At 63.4% G+C, this 24305-nt stretch carries 26 protein-coding genes; 14 read left to right on the top strand and 12 right to left on the bottom strand.

Annotated elements, in window-relative coordinates; all coding sequences use genetic code 11:
* Positions 1 to 10: 10 nt before the first annotated feature.
* On the bottom strand, positions 11 to 1786 hold the full coding sequence (locus H0241_RS11350) for a chloride channel protein (protein WP_210284858.1): 1776 nt from the start codon (positions 1784 to 1786) through the stop codon (positions 11 to 13).
* Positions 1787 to 2034: 248 nt separating this feature from the next.
* Here H0241_RS11350 and H0241_RS11345 point away from each other — a divergent pair, with 248 nt between their 5' ends.
* Complete coding sequence (locus H0241_RS11345) at positions 2035 to 2346, top strand: hypothetical protein (RefSeq protein ID WP_181057499.1); 312 nt, start codon at positions 2035 to 2037, stop codon at positions 2344 to 2346.
* A gap of 24 nt (positions 2347 to 2370) precedes the next feature.
* Here the strand turns inward: H0241_RS11345 and H0241_RS11340 are convergent, their stop codons facing one another.
* Entirely contained in the window at positions 2371 to 2670 is a 300-nt protein-coding gene (locus tag H0241_RS11340) for a putative quinol monooxygenase (RefSeq protein ID WP_181057498.1), read from the bottom strand.
* A 121-nt stretch (positions 2671 to 2791) separates the two neighbouring features.
* Between H0241_RS11340 and flhA the strand changes: the two genes are divergently transcribed.
* The 3 genes from flhA to H0241_RS11325 are packed head-to-tail and all read left to right on the top strand — an operon-like array spanning position 2792 to position 6013.
* The gene (flhA, locus tag H0241_RS11335) at positions 2792 to 4879 is read left to right on the top strand and encodes a flagellar biosynthesis protein FlhA (protein ID WP_181057497.1); all 2088 of its coding nucleotides are present in this window, start codon (positions 2792 to 2794) and stop codon (positions 4877 to 4879) included.
* Complete coding sequence (gene fliR, locus H0241_RS11330) at positions 4876 to 5628, top strand: flagellar biosynthetic protein FliR (RefSeq protein WP_181057496.1); 753 nt, start codon at positions 4876 to 4878, stop codon at positions 5626 to 5628. Before flhA ends, fliR begins: the two co-directional genes overlap by 4 nt.
* Position 5629: 1 nt before the next feature.
* Positions 5630 to 6013, top strand: a complete 384-nt coding sequence (locus tag H0241_RS11325; RefSeq protein WP_181057495.1) for a hypothetical protein — start codon at positions 5630 to 5632, stop codon at positions 6011 to 6013.
* A gap of 35 nt (positions 6014 to 6048) precedes the next feature.
* Here H0241_RS11325 and H0241_RS11320 read toward each other — a convergent pair whose 3' ends face one another.
* The 5 genes from H0241_RS11320 to H0241_RS11300 are packed head-to-tail and all read right to left on the bottom strand — an operon-like array spanning position 6049 to position 10807.
* Positions 6049 to 7170, bottom strand: coding sequence for an ABC transporter permease (locus H0241_RS11320; RefSeq protein ID WP_181057494.1), 1122 nt, complete (start codon positions 7168 to 7170; stop codon positions 6049 to 6051).
* Between the two features lie 3 nt (positions 7171 to 7173).
* Positions 7174 to 7887 (bottom strand): ABC transporter ATP-binding protein, encoded by a 714-nt coding sequence (locus H0241_RS11315; protein WP_181057678.1) that lies wholly within the window; start codon positions 7885 to 7887, stop codon positions 7174 to 7176.
* 16 nt (positions 7888 to 7903) lie between these two features.
* On the bottom strand, positions 7904 to 8557 hold the full coding sequence (locus H0241_RS11310) for a Tgt2/MlaC family protein (RefSeq protein ID WP_181057493.1): 654 nt from the start codon (positions 8555 to 8557) through the stop codon (positions 7904 to 7906).
* On the bottom strand, positions 8529 to 9737 hold the full coding sequence (locus H0241_RS11305; protein WP_181057492.1) for a sulfotransferase family protein: 1209 nt from the start codon (positions 9735 to 9737) through the stop codon (positions 8529 to 8531). The genes H0241_RS11310 and H0241_RS11305 overlap by 29 nt, the downstream gene beginning before the upstream one ends.
* A complete protein-coding gene (locus tag H0241_RS11300; protein WP_181057491.1) occupies positions 9737 to 10807 on the bottom strand; it encodes a type III polyketide synthase in 1071 nt (356 codons plus the stop codon). Before H0241_RS11300 ends, H0241_RS11305 begins: the two co-directional genes overlap by 1 nt.
* Before the next feature lie 290 nt (positions 10808 to 11097).
* On the opposite strand from H0241_RS11300, the gene H0241_RS11295 reads away from it, so the two are divergent.
* The 6 genes from H0241_RS11295 (at position 11098) to H0241_RS11270 (ending at position 15236) form a co-directional block, all read left to right on the top strand.
* Positions 11098 to 11802 (top strand): class I SAM-dependent methyltransferase, encoded by a 705-nt coding sequence (locus tag H0241_RS11295; RefSeq protein WP_181057490.1) that lies wholly within the window; start codon positions 11098 to 11100, stop codon positions 11800 to 11802.
* A complete protein-coding gene (locus tag H0241_RS11290; RefSeq protein ID WP_181057489.1) occupies positions 11799 to 12971 on the top strand; it encodes an NAD(P)/FAD-dependent oxidoreductase in 1173 nt (390 codons plus the stop codon). The genes H0241_RS11295 and H0241_RS11290 overlap by 4 nt, the downstream gene beginning before the upstream one ends.
* A gap of 199 nt (positions 12972 to 13170) precedes the next feature.
* Positions 13171 to 13743 (top strand): rod-binding protein, encoded by a 573-nt coding sequence (locus H0241_RS11285; protein ID WP_407941738.1) that lies wholly within the window; start codon positions 13171 to 13173, stop codon positions 13741 to 13743.
* Positions 13744 to 13756: 13 nt separating this feature from the next.
* Positions 13757 to 14173 carry a hypothetical protein gene (locus H0241_RS11280; protein WP_181057488.1) on the top strand — a complete coding sequence of 139 codons (417 nt, stop codon included), beginning with the start codon at positions 13757 to 13759 and terminating at the stop codon, positions 14171 to 14173.
* Between the two features lie 28 nt (positions 14174 to 14201).
* Entirely contained in the window at positions 14202 to 14750 is a 549-nt protein-coding gene (locus H0241_RS11275) for a hypothetical protein (RefSeq protein WP_181057487.1), read from the top strand.
* Between the two features lie 201 nt (positions 14751 to 14951).
* Complete coding sequence (locus tag H0241_RS11270; protein ID WP_181057486.1) at positions 14952 to 15236, top strand: SCP2 sterol-binding domain-containing protein; 285 nt, start codon at positions 14952 to 14954, stop codon at positions 15234 to 15236.
* An 87-nt stretch (positions 15237 to 15323) separates the two neighbouring features.
* On the opposite strand, the gene H0241_RS11265 is transcribed toward H0241_RS11270, so the two are convergent.
* Entirely contained in the window at positions 15324 to 15887 is a 564-nt protein-coding gene (locus H0241_RS11265) for a GNAT family N-acetyltransferase (RefSeq protein WP_181057674.1), read from the bottom strand.
* A gap of 316 nt (positions 15888 to 16203) precedes the next feature.
* Entirely contained in the window at positions 16204 to 17337 is a 1134-nt protein-coding gene (odc2, locus tag H0241_RS11260; RefSeq protein ID WP_181057485.1) for an ornithine/lysine decarboxylase, read from the bottom strand.
* A gap of 540 nt (positions 17338 to 17877) precedes the next feature.
* Here odc2 and H0241_RS11255 point away from each other — a divergent pair.
* The 4 genes from H0241_RS11255 (at position 17878) to H0241_RS11240 (ending at position 22043) form a co-directional block, all read left to right on the top strand.
* Complete coding sequence (locus H0241_RS11255; protein WP_181057484.1) at positions 17878 to 19077, top strand: amidase; 1200 nt, start codon at positions 17878 to 17880, stop codon at positions 19075 to 19077.
* Positions 19078 to 19080: 3 nt separating this feature from the next.
* The gene (locus H0241_RS11250; RefSeq protein WP_181057483.1) at positions 19081 to 19980 is read left to right on the top strand and encodes a LysR family transcriptional regulator; all 900 of its coding nucleotides are present in this window, start codon (positions 19081 to 19083) and stop codon (positions 19978 to 19980) included.
* 168 nt (positions 19981 to 20148) lie between these two features.
* Positions 20149 to 20817 carry a DUF1007 family protein gene (locus H0241_RS11245; RefSeq protein WP_181057482.1) on the top strand — a complete coding sequence of 223 codons (669 nt, stop codon included), beginning with the start codon at positions 20149 to 20151 and terminating at the stop codon, positions 20815 to 20817.
* Positions 20818 to 20825: 8 nt separating this feature from the next.
* On the top strand, positions 20826 to 22043 hold the full coding sequence (locus H0241_RS11240; RefSeq protein ID WP_210284873.1) for a nickel/cobalt transporter: 1218 nt from the start codon (positions 20826 to 20828) through the stop codon (positions 22041 to 22043).
* Positions 22044 to 22052: 9 nt separating this feature from the next.
* Here the strand turns inward: H0241_RS11240 and denD are convergent, their stop codons facing one another.
* Genes denD through H0241_RS11225 form a run of 3 tightly spaced genes read right to left on the bottom strand, consistent with a single transcriptional unit; the run spans position 22053 to position 24298 of the window.
* Entirely contained in the window at positions 22053 to 23036 is a 984-nt protein-coding gene (gene denD, locus H0241_RS11235) for a D-erythronate dehydrogenase (RefSeq protein WP_181057481.1), read from the bottom strand.
* Between the two features lie 13 nt (positions 23037 to 23049).
* On the bottom strand, positions 23050 to 23256 hold the full coding sequence (locus H0241_RS11230; protein ID WP_407941737.1) for a hypothetical protein: 207 nt from the start codon (positions 23254 to 23256) through the stop codon (positions 23050 to 23052).
* Positions 23257 to 23314: 58 nt separating this feature from the next.
* Positions 23315 to 24298, bottom strand: coding sequence for a cation diffusion facilitator family transporter (locus tag H0241_RS11225; RefSeq protein WP_181057479.1), 984 nt, complete (start codon positions 24296 to 24298; stop codon positions 23315 to 23317).
* Positions 24299 to 24305: the final 7 nt, after the last annotated feature.

The following is a 24305-nucleotide window of genomic DNA, read 5'->3' as shown; positions in this document are numbered from 1 at the left end:
CCAAGCTGCTTTATTCTTCGCCCGACAGGTCGCGCCGCGCCTTGTCGAGTTCCTCGGCGTAGCGCCGCATCAGATGGCCCTCGGTCAAAAGCCCGACAACGGCCCGGTTGTCGAAATCCTCGACCACGGCCAGTTCCTCGGCGCCGGCGCGCTGGAAGGTTTCGGCGGCGGACTGGACATTCATGGTCGGCACCAGCACAGCGTCCCTGAATTTGGCCAGCGCCAACACCGGCGTCTCGTCGTCGGACGGGTCGCTGTGCAGTTCGGCGACAATCAGCACGCCGACATAATGCTGGTCTTCATCGACGGCGATGACGCGTTGCGCCGAACCCAGCGGCACGTCCTTGCGAAACGCCGCAAGCGTCTTTGCGGCATCGTCGGTGCGGACATCCTGGCGCATCATTTTCCCGACCGTCAGATTGCGCATCCAGCCGACATCATGGGCGCTGCGGATGGTCTCGCCGCGCAAATGGAAGCGCCATGTAGAGAAGGAGTAGCCGAAGGTCTCGCGCACCAGGATCGCCGCCATCAGCGAGGCCGCCAGCACGACGCCGGTCAGCGTCAGGTCGCGGGTCGATTCCAGCGCCAGGAAGGTCATCGTCAGCGGTCCGCCGACGACGCCGACGGCCAGCGACGTCATGCCGACGACGGCAGCGACGGAAGGGTCGATGCCGGTTGCCGGCGAAATGATGGCCATCACGCCCGCGAAGGCCTTGCCGAGCAGCGCGCCGAGGAACAGCGAGGCAAAGAACAGGCCGCCACGAAAGCCGGAGCCGAGCGAGATCGCCGATGCCGCGAGCTTCAGCACGAAAACGCTGGCGACGACGGCGAGCCCATAGTTCATCGCGAACTCGCGATGCAGCGCACCATGACCTGAGGACAGGACCTGCGGCGTGATAAGCCCGAGCATTCCAACCGCCAGGCCACCGATCATCGGGCGAAGCGAACCGTCGACCGCCAGTCGCGCAAAGCCGCGCTCAACCAGGCTGACCAGATGCATGATGGCGATGGAGGCCGCACCGCCCAGCAACCCGAGCAGCAGGAAGGGCAGATACTGGCTGGCGGTCAGCTCCGGCAGGCCGGAGAGTTCCATCGGAAACGGCACCACGCCGAACATCTCGGCGGTCAGCGACGCGCAGATGGCGGCCGTCATCACCGGAGCGACATTGGCAACCGAATAGATGCCGATGATCAGCTCAAAGCCATAGAAGGCGCCGGTCAGCGGCGCGTCGAAGGCAGCGGCGATGGCGCCGGCGGCGCCACAGCCGACCAGGATGCGGACATCGTTGCGGCGCAGCCGCAGCGCACGCGCCAGCCGCGACGCCAGGCCGGAGCCGACTTGGGTATAACCGGCCTCCAGGCCGACCGAAGCGCCGAAGCCGCTGGAGATCATCGTCTGCCCGGCGATGATGAATGTATCGGTGAGCGACATGCGCCCGCCATAGAGCGCATTGGCCTCGATCGGATCGACCGGGGTGCGGAATTTCCGCTTCCGCAGCCAGATCACCGTCAGGCCGAGCAGGATGCCGCCGATCGCTGGCATCAGCGCCTGGAACGGGCTTTGCAGCGAAAACATCCCGGAGAGACGGCCGCCAGGCTGAACCCCGAACAACAGGAAATGCAGGCCTTGCACCGCCTCGCTCATGCCGGTGACCAGCACCGCCGAGATCACGCCGACGACACCGGCCAGCGCAACGATGACGATGCCGCGCGCTTCGAGCAGCGGGATCGATCGGATCAGCACCGCGCGGAGGCGACGGGCATAGACCTGAGGTTCGTTAGGCAACGGCACGGTTCGCTAATGTGCGAGGGATGAAAAGCTGCCGTGCCTGTTACGCCCGGCGGCATTGCGTGGCAATCGCAATGCCGACTGCTTGTGGCACCATTTTGGCGGTGCGGCGAGCCGCGAAAGACGGCAGCTCGCCCTCCGCTTCAATTCCCTTGCGAGCCTGTCGAACTATATGAGAGGTCGCTTACGCAAGCGACGCAACTATGGTATTTTCGCCCGTCTCTATTTCCCTCACGGAGGAGAAGATGAGTGCGCGGGGATTTTTTTCATTAGCTGCTTGCATGATTTTTTTGAGTTCGTCGGCGATGAGCAACTCAAGCGTGGATATGCCGACTAAATTGAGGATTTCGTACCCAGTGTCTCTTTTGCCGGGAGGCAATCCGGAAAACCAAAGCCGGCCGACACAAGAGTTTATTCAAACTGCACAGCAGGACGTTTGCTGTCCTGGCGGCTATCCTTGGTATCGCAATTCGACAAACACCTGCTACGGCAGCTATGAAGATTGCCACGATACCGATGGCGGAGGTTGGTCCTGCAGACAGGTCAACGCCTGCTAGGCCATCCTAGCTGTTGCCTGGTCCTCAGGTCGGCTTGGGCTCGCCGGCCTCGTAGAGCATGAGGTTGCGCGCGCCGATGCCGAGCGCTGCCCAGCTCGCCCGCCAGTCGGCGATGTGCGGCGAGCGGAAATGCGCGTCGAGTGCTGCCCTGTCGCTCCACACCTCCGTGACATGGATGAGCCCGGCGTCGAGCACATCCTGCGCATAGGAATAGTCGATGCAGCCGGGCTCCGCGCGGCTGCCCAAGATCATGCGCTGCATGGCCGGCCTTGCTGCGTCGAGCTGTTCCGCCGGCAGGCGGATGGTGCCGATGATCACCAGCATGATCTCTCTCCTCAAAGCCTGTGTCGCCAGCCCTAGCTGCTCTCCCACCCTCGCGCAAGCTTGGCCGGTTAGGCTCGAAGGGCTGCCCTCAAGTTCGGGCAGTCCATGGCTCGGGGACGATATGGCGATCAGCGAAAGCTTAGCGACGGGAACAGTGGCCAAGAACGGCCGCGATGTCTTCTTCGCCATCGGCATCGTCATCATCCTGGCGGTGCTGTTTCTGCCGATCCCGGCCTTCCTCATCGACATCGGCCTCGCCTTCTCGATCGCACTGTCGGTGCTGATCCTGATGGTGGCGCTGTGGATCCAGCGGCCGCTCGATTTCTCCTCCTTCCCGACCGTGCTGCTCATCGCCACGATGCTGCGGCTATCCCTCAACATCGCCACCACGCGCATGATCCTGTCGCATGGCAATGAGGGCACGCACGCCGCCGGCTATGTCATCGCCGGCTTCTCCAGGCTGGTGATGGCAAGCGATTTCGTCATCGGCCTGATCGTCTTCATGATCCTGATCGTGGTGAACTTCATCGTCATCACCAAGGGCGCCACCCGTATCGCCGAGGTCGGCGCCCGTTTCACTCTCGACGCCATCCCCGGCAAGCAGATGTCGATCGACGCCGACCTGTCCGCCGGCATGATCGACGACAAGACCGCGCAATTGCGCCGCAGGGAGCTGGAGGAAGAATCGTCCTTCTTCGGCTCGATGGACGGCGCCTCGAAATTCGTGCGTGGCGACGCCATCGCCGGCCTCATCATCACCGCCATCAACATCGTCGGCGGCATCGCCATCGGCTATATCAGGCACGGCATGGGCATGGGCGAAGCCGCCGACGTGTTCATCAAGCTGTCGGTTGGCGATGGCCTCGTCACCCAGATCCCGGCGCTGATCGTCTCGCTCGCCGCCGGCCTGCTGGTCTCCAAGGGCGGCACCCGCGGCTCCACCAACCAGGCGGTGTTCGGCCAGCTCGGCGCCCATCCGCGCGCTCTTTATGTGGCGGCTTCGCTGCTCGTGCTGCTCGGCCTGATGCCCGGCCTGCCGTTCTTCCCGTTCTTCACGCTCGCCGCCGGCATGGCCGGCCTCGGCTACGTCATCCCGATGCGGGCCAACCGTGAAGCCGCCGCCGCTGAAGCGATCAAGGACCTGGAGAAGGCCAACAAGGTCGAGGAGGAGAAGAACTCGGTCAAGGCTTCGCTGACCACCGCCGAGATCGAGCTGTTGATCGGCAAGCAGCTGTCGACAAGGCTCTTGGTATCGCATCAGGAGCTGGTCTTCCGCATGGCCAAGATGCGCAAGAAGTTCGCCACGCAATATGGCTTCGTCGTGCCGGAAGTTCGTGTCGCCGACGATTTCGGCATCCCGCCGAAGAGCTACCAGATCAAGGTCCACGGCACCGTTGTCGCCGAATACCAGATGCGCGTCGGCGAGATCATGGTGCTGCTCGGCACCCGCGACCTGCCCGACGTTCCCGGCGAGGAAATCCGCGAACCGGCCTTCGGCATGCGCGCTTTCTCGGTGCTCGAAACCTTCGCCGAGGATCTGAAGCGCGAGAACTACACATTTGCCGACAACATGTCGGTGCTGCTCACCCATCTCTCCGAGGTGATCCGCAACAACCTGCCGCAGCTTCTGTCCTACAAGGACATGAAAGCGCTGCTCGAACGCCAGGATCCGGAATACCGCAAGCTCGCCGACGAGATCTGCACCTCGCACATCTCCTATCCCGGTCTGCAGGCGGTGCTGAAACTGTTGCTCGCCGAGCGCGTCTCGATCCGCAACCTGCACCTGATCATCGAGGCCATCGCCGAGATCGCGCCGCATGTGCGCCGCACCGAGCAGATTGTCGAGCATGTCCGCATCCGCATGGCCCAGCAGATCTGCGGCGATCTTTCCGAAGGCGGCATGCTCAAGGTGCTGCGTCTCGGTAACCGCTGGGACCTCGCTTTCCACCAGAGCCTCAAGCGCGACGCCAAGGGCGAGGTGCGCGAATTCGACATCGACCCGCGCCAGTTGGAAGAATTCGGCCAGGACGCCACCAAGGCGATCCGCAAGCATCTCGAGGCCGGCGAGCGTTTTGTCCTCGTCACGGCGCCCGATGCCCGGCCCTATGTGCGCATGATCATCGAGCGCCTGTTCACGACGCTTCCCGTGCTCTCCCATGTCGAAATCGCCAAGGGTGTTGAGATCAAGGTGCTCGGGACAATCTCGTGAACCTTCTGTCGCAAGGCGTCGTCATCGCCGCCTTCCTCGCCTTCTGCCGCATCGGCGCCTGCTTCATGCTGATGCCGGGCCTGTCCAGCGCCCGCGTGCCGGTCCAGGTCCGGCTGTTCGTGTCGATCGCCGCCACCGGCGGCCTGCTCGCCTTTCTGTGGGACAAGATCTTTCCCTTCGTCGATCCGCGCCCGCAGGTGCTGGCGCCGATGATCATCTCGGAATTACTGGTCGGCGGGCTGATCGGCGCCATGACGAGGCTCTATATGGAGGCGTTGCGCTTCATGGGCTCGGCCATCGCCATGCTGATCGGCTATGGCGGCACTGGCGGGCCGGCCATCGAGGAGCCGGAACCGCAGGCTGCCCTTGCCGCCATCATCTCGTTCTCGGCGCTGTTGCTGCTCTTCGTCTTCGATTTCGACCACGAGATCATCCGCGCGCTGGTCGCCTCCTACACGATCGCGCCGGTCAACGTCTTCTTCAACCCGCAGGCGGCCCTCGTCGATGTCACCGACACAGTGTCGGACGCCTTCTTCCTGGTCCTCCGGCTCGGCAGCCCGTTCGTCGCCTATGCCATTCTGGTCAACCTGACGATCGGCTTCGTCAACAAGCTGACGCCGCAGATTCCGGTCTATTTCATCTCGCTGCCCTTCGTCATCGCCGGCGGCATGATCATCTTCTACTTCGCCATCGGCACCATGTTGTCGCTGTTCGTCGACGGCTTCGTCGACCTGACGCTGGCGAGGTGAGATGAGCACGCGCAAGGAACGGCTGAAGAAACTGGTCAAGGTGCAGGAGCAGCTGAAGGCGCTGCACGAGACCCGCCATGCGACCTTCCTGGCGGCGGCCGCAACCGCTGAGACCGAGGCCAAGGAACTGGTCCAGCATTTCGACGCCGACCAGTCGATGGCGGTGCTCTTCCCTGACCTCTACCATCGCCGCATCGCCAATGCTCTGGTCCGGCAAGAAGCGAGCCTCGAAAGCGCCAGGCAGGAGGTCACGCTCATCGCCACCGCGACGGCGCGCACCAACATGGTCGAGCGCGCCTACAAGGACTTGCGCCGCCAGGACGAGCGTGAACGCTCCGACCGCGACCGGCTGGATCTCATCGCCCAGAAGAGGGGCCGGGAGTAGCAGCAGGAGCGCCTTCCCGGACGAGGCAAGTCGCTTCAGATCCTGCGGAGCGCGTCGGCGGGGAGAAGGCGCGTGGCGCGCCAGGCCGGGTAGAGAGCGCCGAGAGGCCCCGCGATGAAGACGAAGATCAGGGCCTGCACGATCGACCAGCCCGACAGGTAGGGCACGATCAGGCCCGCCGCGAATTTTGTCTTCGCCGCCATTTCCATGGCAAGGGCGCCGAGAATGATCCCTATGACCCCGCCGGCCGCGCTCATGAAGACGCCTTCGATGAGAATGAGCCGAAGAATGCGCCGCGGAGACCAGCCTAGCGCAGCGAGAACTCCAATCTCGAACGTCCGTTCGTTCACGGCCATCAGAAGCGTATTGGCAACGGCCACAGAGGCCATCGCCATGACGGCCAGTGAAATTGTCTGGGCAATCGCCTGAAGCAGATCGAAGATGCGGATGCTGTTGGCAAACTGCTCGGTGTCGCCAACCTCGAATCCCGGCGCGGCTGCCATGAGACGGGTTCGTGCAACGGCGACGTCGTTCTTGTCGAGCGGGCGCTTCAACCTCACCTCGTACAAGGTAAACACGTCCTCGCGCGACAGGAGTTGCTGCAGCCCTTCGAGCGGAACGATCGCGCTGTTCTGGTTCAGCACTGACGAGAACGAAGCGATGCCGACAATCTGGTAGGGCTGGAACTGGAGCTCGACAGTATCACCGACCCGCTTGTCCAATGCGGTGGCGATCGACTCGCCAAGGATCACGGGCCACTGGTCCCCCGGTGCAGGGATTCGTCCCGCCAGAAGGTGCATGTCGTTCCACAGGAAGCTGCCGGCGGGCCAGCCGGCCATGACAATATTTGCGGCGTCGTCAGCGGTGGTGATGTTCAGGAGAACGCCCGACACAGCCTCGACGTCTGGCACCGCGGAAAGCCCGGAGCCAAGCGATCTGGGCACGGTACTGCTCACCAGGTTGAACGCGCCACGCTGGCTTACCACCAGGTCCGCACCGTTCTCATCGATTCCCGATGCGAACGAATGCTGGACGCCGGCGGTCAGGCCGGTAAGCGCCACAAACCCCGCGACCGCCAAAGCGATGCCGAGAATCGTGAGGAGGGTGCGAAGCGGACGCGCAATGAGACCGCGCAAGGGAAGGGTCAGCTCCGTCATGGGTCAACGGGTCCGCGACGCCGGCGTAGGCGTCGATATCGCCGCCACTCGGCTGTCCGAACGGATGCGGCCGTCGGAGATCTCGACCCTGCGACCGCACAGCGCGGCAACCTCCTCGTCATGGGTCACCACGATCACCGCGGTACCGAACTCGCGATGCACGTTACCGATGATGCTCATCACCGATTGGCTCGTCTGCACGTCGAGGCTTCCTGTCGGCTCGTCCGCAACGAGAAGCTTCGGACGGTTTGCAAGCGCCCGCGCAATTGCAAGCCGTTGGCGTTCGCCGCCCGAAAGCTCCGCCGGCCGGAGCGTGGCGCGCTCGGCAAGACCGAAATGTGCCAGAAGTTCGAGCGCGCGAATGCGACGCTGCCGCGCTCCGCCGAGGTTTCCCAGCAATGCCACCTCGATGTTCTCGCCCGCCGACAGGGACTGGAGCAGGAAGAAGTTCTGGAAAACGATGCCGATCCTGCTGGCCCGGACGGCTGCCCATGCAGCCCTTCCGTTGACGGCCCGTCCTTCGAACCGAACTTCGCCGCGCGTCGGCCGGTCGAGCCCACAGACCAGGTTCAGGATCGTGGACTTGCCGCTCCCGCTCCGGCCGACAATGGCGACGGTCTCGTCATCCTCGATCGCAAGCGACACATCGTCAACGGCGACAATGCGGCCGCTGTCAAAGTCACGGCCGACATTGCTCAATTCGACGAGGAGGGACATGAGCACGAACGAGCAGTCATACTCGGCCTTTCCTGAGATCGGCGACAAGTGCTGGGATCGAGCCGCCGTTGCCGGCGAGCAGCTGGGCAACGCGGTCCCGCTGCTGCACGGTCACGGAGCCGCCGTCGACAAAGACATCGCCGATGCAGAGTTGTCCGCGGCAGTGGCGGACACGCCAGTCCACGGACGTTGGGCCGTGGAGCGGCCGGCGGAATTCGCTGTGCACCAGGATGTCGCCGTTGGCCAGAGCCTTCGTCCCGAGCACGGTGAAAGTCTTGTCCTGCGTCCGCTCCAGCCTGTCCGCCAACCTGTGCGCAATGGCATAAAGGAGCGCATCGACCACCGAGGCGCGGTCGTCCGCACTCGCGCGTCGCCAATACGTCCCGAGCACGGCTTGGGCGATTCCCCTACCATCGAACGCCGCTGAGATCGAGCGGAGCTGCCCCTCGGCGGATCCGCCGTGCCCAAGCGCAATCGCCGCCTGGCGCACAGTCTCAACCAACTTGACCGCGTCACTCTGCTCATCAGCCGCTGCCGAAAGCGGTGGGGCGCAGATCGCGAGTAGCACGGAGACGAGCAACAGCCGGGCCAAAGCTGCCCAGCTTGCATGCGACCCTAGGGCTGCTGTCATGATCCTTATGTCATCCAATGCGCTGTTGGCTGTCAACATCGAGCGTCCCAGAAGCCCGCGCCGGCGCATGCCCAAAAGCGGCTGCCAGCGGTGCGAGGCGAGCTACGCGCGCTTTCTGCCTTTCCGTCAGGTCGGGATGGCGGTTGCGCGCCTGTTTGCCGAACGTCGCGGCGACCTGCAACATTCGCTCCTCACAGCCGCGGGAAAATGGCAGGCCGAGTTCGCCGTAGATACGCTTCATCTCGCCCACGGGGTCGGCGGTCAGATCCTGCAGCCGCACTTCCGCGAAGTCGGCGGCCGGAATCTGGGCCCTATCCGCCAGATAGTGCATCTCTGTGGCGAGATATTCGTGAGCGATGATCTCCTCCTGCTCATCCTCGGGCAGTGGCGGCTGCAGGGCGAATGCACGTTGTAGTTCGCGCGCCAGAAGGAGGTTGGACCGGAACACGACTTCCGGCGAACGGGAGATGTGGACAAACTTGGCGCCAGGAAACAATTCCAGGAGGTAGCGGACGCGCGCCGTGTGGCTCGGCGACTTGAGCAGAAGTCGCCGCCGGCCCGTAACGAGAGCAAGCTTCTGGACGAAAGCCAACTGATGTGAGCGCCACCGGCTAAACTCGTCCGCCGAAAGCGCGTCGAGATCGTGAAATCGATTGAAGAAGGCCTGCCGGCGGGGAAGTATCGCGCGTCCTGTGAGGACGGACATCCCACCCATATTGTTCAACGCGAAGTCATCCTCCGCCGGCAGCCTGGCGCCCACGGGCACGACTGCGTCGAGGCGCGTCAACGGCAGCAAGGGGACGAAAAGGTAGCGCAGGAGAGCCCAGCCAAGGACGAATGTCTGAGGCGCCAGGACCTGCGGCCAGCTGGGCGATCTCAGGCTGGGATCGGCTGCCAGCAGGTTCTGCAAAAACGTCGTCCCGGATCGAAAGTAGCCGAGGACGAACACAGGCGCGTTCTCCCGCTCCATCCGGGGAGGTCGCAGCCGCAGCCATACCCCAACGATCACGCGCTCCGGCAGGGAGGCGACCGTGCTGATCCCGGAAAGCAGGAGCAGGAGAACCAGGCGCGGCCAATAGGCGGGAGGGATCTGGCCTTGCGCGCGCCACAGGATCCGCAGCACGGCGTCAAGAGGTGCCACGCACATGAAGTGCGGATACGGCAAATAGAGCGCCAGCCGACGGGCAACGAGCGAGATGTTTTCGTGCAGTGCCTTCATCAGGCAGTCCGGAACATCATGGTTTCGGTGGTCAATCCTGGCCCGAACGCCATGCCGCAGCCGAGCAGGCCTGACGGCTCCTTCAGCATTTCGGCCATCACGAACATCACGGTTGCCGATGACATGTTGCCGTATCGCCGGAGCACTTCGCGCGATACGGCGAGCGCGGTCGGCTCCAGCTTTAGTGCCCGCTCGACCGCGTCGAGTACGGAGCGGCCGCCGGGATGCACCGCCCACAAGTCGATCTCCCTGGCAGGCCTGCCGCCAAGGATGGCCGGATGTTCGTTGCGCAGCGTCTCACGCACCGCGCCGGGAACCTGGCCGGACAGCACCATGTCAAAGCCGTCGTCGCGGATGTGCCAGCTCATCAACTCCTTGCGGTCCACCGCGACAATGGCGTGGAAGCTTTCGAGCAGGATTCCGAGCGGTTCGGCGGTGACCAGCGCGGCCGCGCAACCGTCGCCCCACAGGCAGAACGAGATCAGCTTCTCAAGCTCGGTGGCTTCCCTGAAATGCAGCGTGCACAATTCGATGTTGACGATCAGCACGCGGGCTTTCGGGTCGGAGCGCACGATGTGGCGTGACAGCTTCAGGGCGTTGATGGCGGCATAGCATCCCATGAAGCCGATGATGGTGCGCTCGACCGACGTCGGCAGGCCGCATCGCTGCACCAGCTCGAGGTCGATGCCAGGCGCCGAAAAGCCGGTGCAGCTCGTCACGATCAAATGCGTGATCAGCGAGCGGTCGTCGTCGGCCAGCAGCGTGTCGACGGCCTTTTGCGCCAGCTCCGGCGCGGCGGCCTCGTACATCTCCATACGGATTGCGGTGCTGGCGAACGAGCCCCTGACCGAGGTGCCGTCGCGGTCAATTGCCCCACCGCGCGGATCGTCGGCGGGCGCAAAGCAGGAATAGCGATGTTCGATCCCGGCGAGAGCGACCATTCGTTCGAAGAGCGTAAGGCGCTGGGCATCGTCTTCAAGCAGCAAAGCTCCATAGCGGAGGTAGAACTGATGCACGTCGTGTTCTGGAACTAACGTGGCAATGCGGTTCAGATATGCTTGAGGGGACAAAATTGCTCCGACAATGAGCCCAATCGGGTCTCATAAGAGGTCTAGGAATTGGGGAAGCGTCTCCTGAGGTAAACGTCGGCATAAGGTATTTTATTGCGCGGCGCCGATATTTCTCATTAGCAAACTGTGATACCAGCCTCCAATCTTGTATGAAAGGGACCGACGTTCGGCTTCGTTATCCGGATTGAGTTCACATGCGAGCTCCGCCATGAACAGCGCGCAGCCATAAAGGTAAGACCGAATTCTATTTGCCGGATTGCCGGCTGAAGCCTAGATTTCCGATCCATCGCATGACCGACATAAACATCAGGCATCTGGAGCCAGAGCTCCTCGACGGCCTCCCGGCCGATGATCCTCGCGCGATCGCATCCCGTCGTGATCTCGTTCGCATCAACGCATTGATGTTCCAGGCCAGGATCATGGCGTCGCTCTTTCGGGCGAACATGCAAACGCCGCCGCAGCGCATCCTCGAAATAGGCGCCGGTGACGGAAAGTTCATGCTGACGGTGGCGCGGCTGATGGCGCGGCGTTGGCCTAACGTCGAGATCGTCATGGTCGACAGGATCGACCTGATCGGCAAGGATGTGTGCAACACTTTCGCTGAATTGGGTTGGCGGGCGCAACCCGTAACCGCCGATATATTCGATTGGACAGTGGACAGGCCCTTCGATCTTGTTTGCGCCAACCTGATCCTCCATCACTTCGACGACACGCGCCTCCTGGAGCTGCTTGCCCGGATCATGACGATGGCCCCGGTGCTCGTCGCGACGGAGCCGCTTAGGGCCAAGGTGCCACTTGTCGCGACGCGATTGCTGCCATTGATCGGCGCCTGCGCGGTGACACTGAACGACGCGGCGCAAAGTGTCCGCGCTGGTTTTCGCGGCACGGAACTTTCACAATTGTGGCAACTGTCAGGGGGAACGCCTGTGATTGAGGGTCGCCGGGGCCTGTTCACTCAAGCTTTTGTCGGTGCCAGCATGCCCGGCACCAAATGACGCACGATGCAATTGTGATCGGTGCTGGCCCCGCAGGCAGTTCTACCGCCATTGCGCTGGCCCACCGTGGGTGGTCGGTGGCAATGGTGGAGAAGGTCGTGTTTCCGCGCCGAAAAGTCTGCGGCGAATTCATGTCTGGGACCAGCCTTGCCTTGCTTGACCGGTTGGGCGTCGGCGAGATTTGGCGCGCGGAAGCCGGCCCGGAAATACGTCGCGTCGGGTTCTTTTCGGGCGATGTCTCGGCGCAGGCGCGAATGCCGATCGCCAGGACGGGGCTCGGCCGCGCGCTCGGCCGCGATCGTCTGGACTACATGTTGTTGCAGGCCGCCCAACGTGCTGGTGTCGAAGTTCTCCAGCCTTGCAAGGCTGTCGCAATTCGCCGGCGCGATGATTTGCAATTTGTGACCGTGGAGGAGGGACAGCAGCAAAAGGTTTTGAGCGCACCTGTAGTAATTGCCGCGCATGGATCCTGGGAAACCGGGAAACTCCCAAGCCACATTGAAAGAACAAGCAAACCTTCCGACCTTTTCGGTTTCAAGGCGCATTTTACCGGCGGCGCACTGCCGCCCGACCTGATGCCGTTGCTGGTATTCCCGGGCGGCTATGGGGGAATGGTAACGGCGGACCGCGGCCGGGTTTCGATTTCCTGCTGTATCCGCAGGGATGTTCTATTCGGGCTGCGCGAGCGCTTTGGAAACATTGCGGCCGCCGATGCATTATGGCGCCACGTCCTGGCTTCGTGCCTAGGCGTAGGGACTGTTCTGGCCGGTGCCGAACTGGATGGCCCATGGCTCGCCGCGGGACCGATTCATCCCGGCATTCGAGCTGGCTATGATCAGGGCATCTTCCGCGTCGGCAACATCGCAGGTGAGTCACATCCTGTAATCGCTGAAGGCATTTCGATGGCGCTGCAATCCGGCTGGCTCCTCGCGAGAGAACTGATCGCGTTGGGTAAAGGCCACGAGGGTCACGAGGGGGCCGGACATCGCTACGAAAGGCAATGGCGTCGGCAATTCTCGACTCGGTTGCGTGCCGCAGCCTTGATTGCCCGAATAGCGCTTGCGCCTGGCGGCGCGACGGTTATGCGCGCCGTGATCAAGAATTTTCCGGCGGCTTTGACACTTGGCGCTCGATTGAGTGGAAAGACCCAGCCTGTTCCGGGCTTTTGACGTCAAGTAGCGCTGCTCATTGACCAACCGAATGAGGCGCTGGGGTGACGCAGACGGCGAGCAGATCCGCACGCGCGTCGAGATGCTTCCGCGCAGCAGACGAGCAATCCGCATTCTGCCTCCGCTCCTCCCGCGCAAGCCTGCCACAAGCTTGTTGCGGCATTGTCGCTCAGGAAACCCGGCAAAGAGGCGGACTTTCTTGGCGATTTCTCCACCCAGCGACATCGTTCTCGATGTTGCCCGAGCCGTCGACCCGACGGATATCGAGGCTGCCCGTGCCGCGCTCACCAAGCGGGCCAACGGCGTTGGCGGTGCCTTCTCTGTTGACATGGCGGCTTCGGTCGACGCCGGCTCGATCCTGTCGCAGGCCACGGCCGACAAGGCCGCGGCAGGCGCCGATCCCGCCAGCAAGTTCAAGAAGTTCGAGGCGATGGTCCTGCAAACCTTCATCCAGAACATGCTGCCCAAGGACACCGAGGGTGTCTACGGCAAGGGGCTGGCCGGCGACATGTGGAAATCGCAGCTGGCCGAACGCGTCGCCGACGTCATGGCCGAGCGCGGCGGCATCGGCATCGCCAAATCGCTGCTGGCCGACCACTACAAGGACGGCAAGCGCACCATGCCGATCGGGCCGGTGTCAACCGGGCCGCACAAGACCGAGATCGACAAGCAGACCCGGCTCTCCACCTCACTGGTCGAGGAATTGCAGCGCAAGGCCGCACGGTCGATGACCGGCGACGAGACGACCATCAAAACCGACATCAAGATCTAGACCAGGATTTTCAATGGCCGATTTTTCAAAATTCTCTTCCAACCTGCCGGCGCGCACGTCCGAGGCGCCGATCCCTTTCGCACGGCCGGGCAACCTTGCCGCCATCATCGGCCGCATTGAGGAGGCGGTCGAGGAAGAGACGGCGGGTCTGAAGAACGACACCAGCTATGACCTCAAGGCCTCGAACGCCCGCAAGAGCCGCTACCTTTATGAGCTGACCCGCGCCATGAAGGGCGCCAACGAGGTCGAATTCCTGGAGCAGCACCGCGACGGCCTGGCGCGGCTGCGCCAGAAGCTGGCGAAGAACGAAGCGGCGATCCTCGCGCACCTCAACGCAGTCAACGAGGTCGCGACGCTGTTGAAGAACGCCATCCAGCGCGCCGAAGCAGACGGCACCTATTCGGCCGGCGAATTCGGATGGGCGAGCTGATGATCTCGGCAACAAGCGGGAACAACCGGTGATCAAATTCATCGCCGCCGCGATCTGGATCTGCGCCGCCACGCTCGGCGCCGTGTTCTATTCGTTCCAGGCGGCGGGTGAGCGCGGCGTCGGCGAGACGCCGAAGCCGATGCTGGGCGGTCTCGACTACGTCAAGACCGACATCATCTCGGTGCCGTTGATCCGCAATGCCAAAATCGACGGCTATTTCCTCACCAAGCTCGTCTACACGGTCGAGCCCGCCGAAATAAAGAAGATGTCGATCCCGGCCGAAGCGTTGATGACCGATCAGGTCTATTCCTATCTCTATTCCAATCCGCAGATCGACTTCACCAAGAAGGAAACCATCGATCTCGACGCCTTCCGCAAGGCTATACGCGACACCGTCAACGCCCGCGTCGGCGCCGACCTGGTGCATGAAGTGCTGATCGATCAGGTCAACTTCCTGACCAAGGATGAGATCCGCGACAACGCCATGCGCCGCCGCAAGGACCCGGCCACGCCGACCGAATCCGCCCCTGCGGAATCGGCCCAGGCCGAGCCAGCCAAGGCGGCTGCGGAACACTAGCCTTCGTCGCGGGGCGGATATTTCTCTGCCGCATTCCTTTCGAATGAAACGAGATGACGCATCGCCATTGCGTTGACGTTTACGTCAACTCGAAGCTATATGCGCCAAGCGACCAGGATCGCGGCACGCGCGAGACAGCGACTTTCGGCAGAGGCCGGTCACTGACGCGTGGCAAAACGCAACGAGACGAGGAGAACAGCCATGGGCGTTCAGGAGATTGCCGAGAAGATGAAGTCGCGCGTTGCGAGCGCCGGGTTCGAACATTCGGTGAAGTTCGACACCGGCAGCGACGGCGTCATCGTCATCGACGGCGCAACCGTCTCGAACACCGACGCTCCGACCGACTGCACCGTCAAGCTGTCGCTGGACGATTTGGATTCGCTGATCGCCGGCGATCTCAACCCGACCATGGCGTTCATGTCCGGCAAGATAAAGGTCGAGGGCGACATGACGGTCGCCATGGCGCTCAGCCAGTTGCTCGGCTGATCCCGTCGCAAAAACAAAACGCCGCCCATCAGGCGGCGTTGTGCTTTTGTCGACCCCAGGGTTTCTACATAGACGAAAGCCGGCTCTTTACGCCGCGAAGGTCAGCGGCAGTGCCTTCAGCTTGCGACCCGCCGCCTTCAGCGTGCCATGCGCGCCGTCGAGTGCGCCCTCGACCAGCTCCAGCGCCAGCAGGCGGTGCCGCTCGTAAGGGCCAGGCATCGCCAGCGCGCCGGTCTTGTCGGCCGAGAAGCCGAAGCGGCCGTAGTAAGGCGCATCGCCGACCAGCAAGATCGCGGCATGACCGAGACGCGCGGCCTCGGCCAGCGCATGACGCATCAGCGCCGAACCGATGCCGGCGTTCTTCAGCGCCGGGTCGACGGCGAGCGGGCCAAGCAGAAGCGCTGCCGGACCGCCCTCGCCCAAGCGCACATCCCACAACCGCACGGTGCCCATAACCGCGCCGGCCGCATCGCGCACGACAAAGGCGAGGCCTTCGGAAGGCCGGCGGCCGCGCCGCAGCTTTTCCGACGATTTCTTGCGCCGCATCGGGCCCATGGCCTCGTCCAGCAAGGCTTCGCGCGATGCAATGTCTGCCGCAGTTTCGGCGACGATGACAATGGCGCGGGCACTCTCCCCCCTTGAGCGGGAGATGTCGCCGAAGGCGACAGAGGGGGTCGCCACGCGTGAAGCGCTAACGCCCTTTATCGCAAAAGAAGTCGAGGCAGCCGAAGCGACCCCCTCTGGCCTGCCGGCCATCTCCCCCTCAAGGAGGGAGAATCCCATGGCACCGTCAACGATGAAATTTGCAATATCCATTTCCGCGATCCTTCACGAGCGGAGCTTGTTCCACAGGCGAACCCAAGTGGGCGACTGACGCCTACTTGGGATGATCTGATCGGTTCTCAGAGCATTTTCAGGCGAAGTGGAAACCGGTTCGCCGTCCGAAAATGCGCCAAATAAAGAACCGTCAGATCACGTAGGATCGGAGAGGCTCGAAGCCGTTGAAGGCGACCGCCGAGTAGGTGGTCGTGTAGGCGCCGGTGCCTTCGATCAGCACCTCGTCGCCGATGGTCAACGACAGCGGCAGCGGATACGGCGTCTTCTCGTACATCACGTCGGCCGAATCGCAGGTCGGGCCGGCGAGCACGCAAGGGGCGGTCTCCGAACCGTCGTGGCGGGTGACGAGCGGGTAGCGGATCGCCTCGTCCATCGTCTCGGCCAGACCGCCGAACTTGCCGATGTCGAGGAACACCCAGCGCACATTGTCGTTGTCGGCTTTCTTCGAGATCAGCACGACTTCCGACTTGATGACGCCGGCATTTCCGACCATGCCGCGGCCCGGCTCGATGATGGTCTCCGGGATGGCATTGCCGAAATGCTTGCGCAGCGCCGAGAAGATCGCCTGGCCATAAGCCCGGGCCGCCGGCACGTCACGCAAATAGCGCGTCGGGAAACCGCCGCCCATATTGACCATCTTCAACACGATGCCTTCGTCGGCGAGCGTGGCGAACACCTTCTTGGCGTCGCCCAGCGCGCGGTCCCAGGCCGTCAGGTCGGTCTGCTGCGAGCCGACATGGAACGACACGCCATAGGCGTCGAGGCCGAGTGTCTTGGCATGGCGCAGCACGTCGACGGCCATGTCAGGCACGCAACCGAACTTGCGCGACAGCGGCCATTCAGCACCTTCGCCGTCGGTCAGGACGCGGCAGAACACGCGGGCGCCGGGAGCGACGCGGGCGATCTTGTCGACTTCCTCGACGCAATCGACCGCGAACAGCCGGATGCCGAGCTGGTAGGCGCGTGCAATGTCACGCTCCTTCTTGATGGTGTTGCCGAAAGAGATGCGGTCCGCCGGCGCACCGGCGTCCATCGCCATCTCGACTTCGGCAACGGAAGCGGTGTCGAAGGACGAGCCCATCGCAGCAAGCAGGCGCAGGATTTCCGGCGCCGGGTTTGCTTTCACCGCATAGTAGATCTTGGAATCGGGCAACGCCTTTTCGAAGGCGCGGAAATTGTCGCGCACGACATCGAGGTCGACGACGAGGCAGGGGCCGGACGGACGTCGGGTGGCGAGGAAGTCAAGGATGCGCTGGGTGGCCATCGGGGTCTCTCCATAAACGCCTTGCGGCGCGCAATAAGGCTGCGGGACGCGGGCTGTCAGCCTCGCGAACTCGCGGTGGACAAAGGCGGGACGGAAATTCATGGAACCAGCCGGTGGAGACCCCGGAACCATGAAACGCCGTCTCGCGGCGGTGAACCTTGGCCTTGCCCGGCCTCGGTTCGCTTTGTCTGCCTTGGCTTGGATGGGAGACCCGTCCGCACTGCCGGCAATGAAGGTGTGCCTCTTCAGTAACCCCGGTCTTTGGACAACCGGCAGAACACCAGAAAGGCCCGCACCGTCGTTGCTTCAAGGTGTCCTCGGGCTGGCGGTTGGCCGCTAGACCGACTGGAGGGGTTAGCTCCAGTTACCTTACCGATTTCCCTCACCATTCGAGGATCGGCGGACACCCACAGGCACGTGCGACTTTGGGCAAGCGCGATATAAGATCGAAAGATTTCACAATCAATAAAAATCGTATCCCAGGTTGTAAAATTTCTGGCATCGAACAATGCTGCGCCAACCGTATCCGGATATCGAACGATGACAGGCACGCACGGCCCGCTCAACGCCTTTCTCGATCTGCGTCGAATGCCGGTTGCCAATGCGGAACTGGGACCGCTGGCGGGGCTCAGGCTGGCCGTCAAGGACATTTACGACGTCGCCGGCTATCGCACCGGTTGCGGCAATCTGGTGAAATTCGCCGAAGCCCACGCCGCCTCCAGCACCGCACCCGCCGTGCAGAAGATTCTCGATGCCGGCGCACGCTTCATCGGCAAGACACAGACCGATGAGCTCGCTTTCTCGCTGATGGGCCAGAACGCGCATTTTCCGTTTCCGGTGAACCCGGCCGCGCCCGACCGCGTCACCGGCGGCTCGTCGTCCGGGTCGGCGGCAGCGGTGGCCGGCAAGCTTGCCGACATCGCCACCGGCTCCGACACCGGCGGCTCGATCCGCACGCCGGCGAGCTTTTGCGGGTTGATCGGACTGCGCACCACGCATGGCCGCATTTCGCTGGAAGGCACGATGAAGCTGGCACCGAGCTTCGACACGTTCGGCTGGTTCGCCGACGACATCGAGACCTATGAGACGATCGGCAAATTGCTGCTCGGCCGCGACCCGCACCAGCACCCGCTTAACCGTCCGCTTTCGATCCGCTGGCTGGATGCCTTCGTCGCCGGCCCCGCCGAGGCCGCCGAGTATGCCAGGATGAGGGCGCTGGCGGCCACCGTCGTCGGCGAACCAAAGCCGGTGGAATACGTCTTCGCTTCCTTCCCGGACGAGCTCTACTGGTGCTTTCGCCGTCTGCAGGCGGCCGAGGCCTGGAACCAGCACGGCGGCTGGATCATCTCGGGCGAGCGTGATCTCGGGCCGGGCGTCGAGGAACGCTTCGGCTTTGGCCGGACGATCGACGCAAAGACGGCGCAGGCCGAAGCGGCGCGCCGCTTGGCCTTCCGCTCCGAGCTCGCCGCTCTGCTCGGCCAGGACGGGTTTCTGGTCCTGCCCACGGTTCCAGGCCCCGCCCCTCTCGTCAACAGCACGGCTGAACAGCTCCAGGCCTACCGCGAAAGGGCCTTGCATCTTCTGTGTCTTTCGGGTCTTTCAGGCTTTCCGCAAATCACCTTGCCGCTCGGCTCGGTTGACGGCGCCCCTTTCGGCCTCTCGCTTCTCGGCCCTCCCGGCAGCGACATTGCCCTGATACGGCTCGGCCGGCGGCTTCTCGATACGGCACGAAAGGCCTGATCCATGGACACACTGACCCGCATGCGCGCCTTCATCGACGTCGTCGAGGCCGAAGGCTTTTCGGCCGCCGCGCGCAAGATCGGTCGCTCCAAGGCGCTGCTGTCGAAATATGTGCGCGAACTCGAGGACGAGCTCGGCGCGCTGCTCCTCAACCGCACCACGCGGCAGTTCTCGATGACCGAGGCCGGCCATACCTATTACAGCCGCGCTTCGGAAATCGTGCGCGAGGTCGACAGCCTGGCCGACGCCGTGCGCGAATCCTCGGGCGACGTGCGTGGCCGGATCAAGCTCTCCGCGGCGCGCACCTTCGCCGACGCGCCGATCGGCCAGTCACTGATCGACTTCGCCAAGCAGCATCCCGATATCGTGCTCGACATCCATCTCGACGACCGTTTTGTCGATCTGGTCGAAGAAGGCTTCGATCTTGCCGTGCGCATTTCGCGGCTGGAGAACTCCTCGCTGATCGCCCGGCGGCTCGGGCCATTTTCGGTCAGGCTGTGCGCATCGCCGGAGCTGATCGCCAGGCACGGCAAGCCGACGCGCCCGCAGGATCTCGCCAACATGCCCTGCATCGTCGACACCAATGGCCGTTCACTCGCCAACTGGCGCTTCAAGGGCGAGGGCGAGGAGTCGGTCAGCGTCAACGTGTCGGGGCCGATCGAGGTCAACAGTCCGATGGCCGCGCGTGCCGCCGCCGTGTCGGGCCTGGGCTTCGCCATCCTGCCCGATTTCATCGCCGCCCCCGACCTCGCATCGGGCCGGCTGGTTTCTTTGCTCGACGACCGCATTCAGTCGGGCAGCGGCATTTTCGCCGTCTACCCGCATCGCCGCTATCTGCCGGCCAAGGTCCGCGTTTTTGTCGATTTCCTGGTGCAGTGGTTCAAGAACCGCGAGGGCGCCTGACCGGCTTTTGCCGTCAACGCGCTTTCCGCTTTGAGTTTTTGTTGGGTGCGTGTCGTTGTCCCAAAGCCACTTCGCACTTTTGGGCGACACGCAGCAGCGGTCCCAATTTCGCCCGCTTTCTGGTAACCTCTCGAAATCTCTCAGAGGCCGATGGAACAGCGACCGAGAATGCACCTGAAACAGCACGCAATCATGCTGGCTTCGGCCTTGGCGGCGACTTTTGCCGCCGTCGGAGCGGCTGGCGCGCATCCTCATGTCTTCGCCGAGGCCCGCCTCGACGTGATCCTGTCCCCGGATCACCAAAGTGTGAAAGCGCTGCGCCATCTCTGGCGCTTCGACGATTTGTTTTCGAGTACGGTGATGATGGAATTCGACAAGAACTCCGACCTGAAGCTTGACGACAAGGAGCTGAAGGATGTCGCCGACACCGTCCATGCCTCGCTGGCCGAGTTCAACTATTTCCAGCTCGTCACCGTCGACGGCAAGGACGTGCCGATGACGCCGCCGCCGCACCTGATGGCCAATTTCGACAACGACCAGTTGATCATCCTGTTCGAATCCGAACCGAAGGAGCCGATCAAGCTCGCCGGCAAGATCGATTTCGGCGTCTATGATCCGACCTTCTACACGGCGATCGATTTCACCGAGGATTCCAACATCACCGTTGAAGGCCTGCCCTCGAACTGCACCAGCAAGGTCATCCGGCCCGACCCGGACGAGGCGATCAAGGAAAACCAGAAGACCCTGACGGAAGCCTTCTTCAACGACCCGACAGGCACCGACATGAGCAAGATCTTTGCCACCAAGCTCGAACTGAACTGCCCGCCAGAAGGATAGATCCGGTGATGAAACCGTCCCTGCGTTTGGCATTCGGCCTCGTGGCCGCTGCCCTGGTGATGACGCACTTTCTCGGGCAGGCCCACGCCCAGAGTTCGCTCGGCATCGGCGTCAATGACGGCATGGCTCCTACCACCGGACCGTTCGCCCACATCCTGATGTGGATCAATCTGCGCCAGCAGGAATTTTATCGCGCGCTGGCCACCGCGATGAAGGCGATGCGCGAGGACGGCAGCAAGATGTGGCTGCTGATCGGCCTGTCCTTCGCCTACGGCATTTTCCACGCCGCCGGCCCCGGCCACGGCAAGGCGGTGATCTCCTCCTACATGGTGGCCAATGAAGTGGCGCTCAAGCGCGGCATCCTGTTGTCCTTCGTCTCGGCGCTGCTGCAGGGCCTGACCGCGATCGTGGTGATGCTGCTTGCCTATTTCGTCCTGCGCGGCACCGCCATCTCGATGACCGACGCGGCCTGGTTCATGGAAATCATGAGCTATGTCTTCGTCACTCTGTTCGGCGCCTGGCTGTTGTGGCGCAAGCTTGGGCCGACGGTCCAGCGCTGGTTCGGCAAGGCGCCCGCCTACAGCCTGTCGGCGGCGCATGCCGGCCATTCCCATGGCGGCCATTCGCATGCGGGCCATTCGCATGGCGGTCACTCTCACGCCGGCCATTCGCATACCGCTCACAGCCATGCGGCGCATGCGCATGCCTTGCATGTGCATGACGAGCACGACCATTCGCACGATCATCACGATCACGGCGCCCACGATCACGCCACACACGATCATACCCATCACGACCAAGCTCATCACGATCACGCGCATCATGATCACGCGGCGGGCGAGGTCTGCGACACGTGCGGCCATTCGCATGCGCCCGATCCGGCGCTGCTGTCGGGCGACCGCTTCGACTGGCGCACGGCCTGGTCGGCGGTGGCCGCCGTCGGCATTCGCCCCTGCTCCGGCGCGCTGATCGTGCTCAGCTTCGCGCTGCTCAACGGCCTGTGGCTCGGCGGGCTGCTGTCGGTGTTGGCGATGTCGATCGGCACCGCCATCACCGTCTCGGCGCTGGCGACGATCGCGGTCACCGCCAAGAACTGGGCGGTCTATTTCGCTGGCGACGGCCGCATGGGCAATCGCATCCACACATTCGTCGAAATCGGCGGCGCCGCCTTCGTCTTCCTGTTCGGATTGCTGCTTTTGTCGGCGAGCCTGTCCGGCAGCGTTTGATCCCTCCGATCAGGCCTGACCCACGACCTTCCCGCCCAGCTCATCCTCGATATGCGCGCGGATGATCTCGTCAAAGCTCTTCTCGGCGGTGAAGCCGAGGTCCCTTGACCGCTTAGCCTCGAAGCGCGTTGGCCAACCCTTGACGATCGCCCAGATTGTTTCGTCCGGCTGTTCGCGGATCAGCTTCACGACCTCGGCGCCGGCAATGCGTTCCAGCGCCTCGATCTGCTCGCCGACCGTGACGGCGACGCCGGGCATGGTGAGATTACGGCGCGGTCCGACGGCGGCACCATCGATCCCCGCGGCATGGATCAGGAAGTTCACCGCCGAGCGCGGGCTGGCGTGGGTGTGCAGCACCGAGCGCGGCACCGGCAGGATCGCCTCCTGCCCGCTCAGCGGCTCGCGGATGATGCCGGAGAAGAAGCCCGAGGCCGCCTTGTTCGGCTTGCCCGGGCGCACGCAAATCGTCGGCAGCCTTATGCCAATGCCGTCGAAGAAACCCCGCCTGGAATAGTCGGCGAGCAGCGCCTCGCTCATCTGCTTCTGGGTGCCGTAGGAGGTCAGCGGCGTCGGGTGGAAGTCGTCAGGGATGACATCCGGGAACGGCGCGCCGAACACTGCGATCGATGAGGTGAAGACGAGGCGTGGTGCAAAGCCCGCCAGCCGGACCGCGTCGAACAGCGCCCTGGTGCCGTCGAGATTGACGCGGTAGCCAAGATCGAAATTGGCTTCCGCCTCGCCCGACACGATGCCGGCGAGATGGAACATGACGTCGGGGCGTGAGGCGACCAGGCTCTCTGCGGCGCCCGCCTCAGCAAGGTCGCCCGTATGCGTGGCGATGCTGACGCCGTCCATCGCCGGCGCCTGTGGCGGCACGATGTCGTGCAGGTCGAGTGCCGTGATCTTGCGGCCGTTGAGCGTGCCGTCCTTGGCCAGCCGGGCGATAAGCTTGCGGCCGACCATGCCGGCTGCACCAGTGATTAGAATGCGCATTTGTAAGAGCCTCTTATTTGTCCTTGTTCTGGCGGCGCCCGCGCAACCAGAACACCAGAAAGAATGCCAGCACGAAGGCGGTGCCGACGATGCCGGCAAGTACGGTCGAGATACTGCCTACAGCCAGCATCACGGTCGGCAGATAGAACGCCGCGATGCCGAACAGCAGCATGATCCAGAGTGCGGCAATCGCCGCGTTTCGCGTGTCGCGATCCATCACGCCGTCCCGACGCTGCGGGAACTCGTCAAATCAGGTGCCAATGCCATGAAATTTCCTGTCAATGATAATGGCCGTGATGCGGTGGCGCACCATGGTCGTGGTCATGATCGTGGTCGTGCTCGTCATGGCTGTCGGCGCACTGGCCGAATTCCGGCTCGACGGTGGCATGGCTGATGCCGTGTTCGGCGGCGAGCCGCTTCTTGATGGCGCTGACCGCCTGATGCGCATCAACGCCATCATTGAGGCAGGCATGCAGCGTCGCCATGTTGCTGGAGCCATCCAGCGACCAGACATGCATGTGGTGCACCTCGCGCACGCCCTTGACCGTGCCAGCGATATCCTTGGCGATGAGATCGCGGTCGAGGCTCGCCGGCACGCCTTCGAGCAGGACATGGGCGGCTTCGCGCATCAGCGACCAGGCGGTGGACAGGATCAGCACCGAGACCAGCACCGACAGGATCGGATCGATCGGCGTCCAGCCGGTCGCCAGGATGACCAGCGCCGCGACGATCGCCGCCGCCGAGCCGAGAAGGTCGCCCAGCACATGCAGGATGGCGCCGCGCATGTTGAGGCTGTCGCGGTCGCCGCCATGCAGCACGAAGAACGATGCGATGTTGACCGCGAGGCCGACGACCGCCACCACCAGCATCGGCCCGCCGAGCACCGGCGCCGGCGTCATCAGGCGGCCCCAGGCTTCGTAGATGATCCACAGCGCGATGGCGAAGATGGCGATGCCGTTGGTGTAGGCGACCAGCGTCTTGACCCGGCCGAAGCCATAGGTGAGGCGCACCGTCGCCGGCCGTCCGCCAAGATGGAAGGCATACCAAGCGAGACCGAGCGCGATCGAATCGGCGAGCATGTGGCCGGCATCAGCCAACAGCGCCAGCGATCCCGTCAAAAGGCCGCCCAGCACTTCGGCGACCATGAAGCCGGCGGTCAGGCAAGCCGCGATCAGCACGCGTTTCTTGTCGGTCGAGCCATGCACGTGACCGGCGCCGTGGCTGTGGCCAGCATGCGAACCATGATCATGGCTATGCGCCATCGCCGAA

Source organism: Mesorhizobium neociceri, assembly GCF_013520985.1.
Lineage (GTDB): Bacteria > Pseudomonadota > Alphaproteobacteria > Rhizobiales > Rhizobiaceae > Mesorhizobium > Mesorhizobium neociceri.
This window is presented reverse-complemented; position numbering and strand designations above follow the sequence as displayed.